The 407-nt window shown below is 53.8% G+C and carries 1 protein-coding gene; it reads left to right on the forward strand.

From position 1 onward, the window contains the following. Positions 1-407, forward strand: a 407-nt coding sequence (locus AC1RPJ_RS07855; protein WP_481762856.1) for a hypothetical protein, incomplete at both ends; no start/stop codon positions are given.

Raw genomic sequence — 407 nt, forward strand, 5'->3', positions numbered from 1 at the left:
GACTCCTTCTGTCGGTGGGGATACCGTGCTGTATTCGACTACTCGGAAGTGCGCAACAAGGCAGTTCTGCGTGTCGATTATGTGCACGATCCTGCGCGTCAACCCATCGTCGGCCTCAACGAGAAACCGGAAAGCGATTCGGAGAAAGTTCAAATCGCACTAGGCGGCCTGCGCCTTACGTTCAAGTTCGACAAGTTCGATCAACGTTCGCGCAAGCTCCCGACGAAGCCGGGACGTGATCAGCAGGTGGAACACGAACACGGATATGTTCATACCGTGATCGAGATCAAGAAGGGTGGAGAATACGTTCCCACGTATTCGACACGTTGCCGGTACGCGGACGTGTCGAATGTACTCCCTGTCGTCACACAGCTGATGACGGTTTTGAAGTTCAATCCCAGTAACCT

It is taken from the genome of Dellaglioa sp. CoH-57-MRSF-17, from assembly GCF_056782015.1.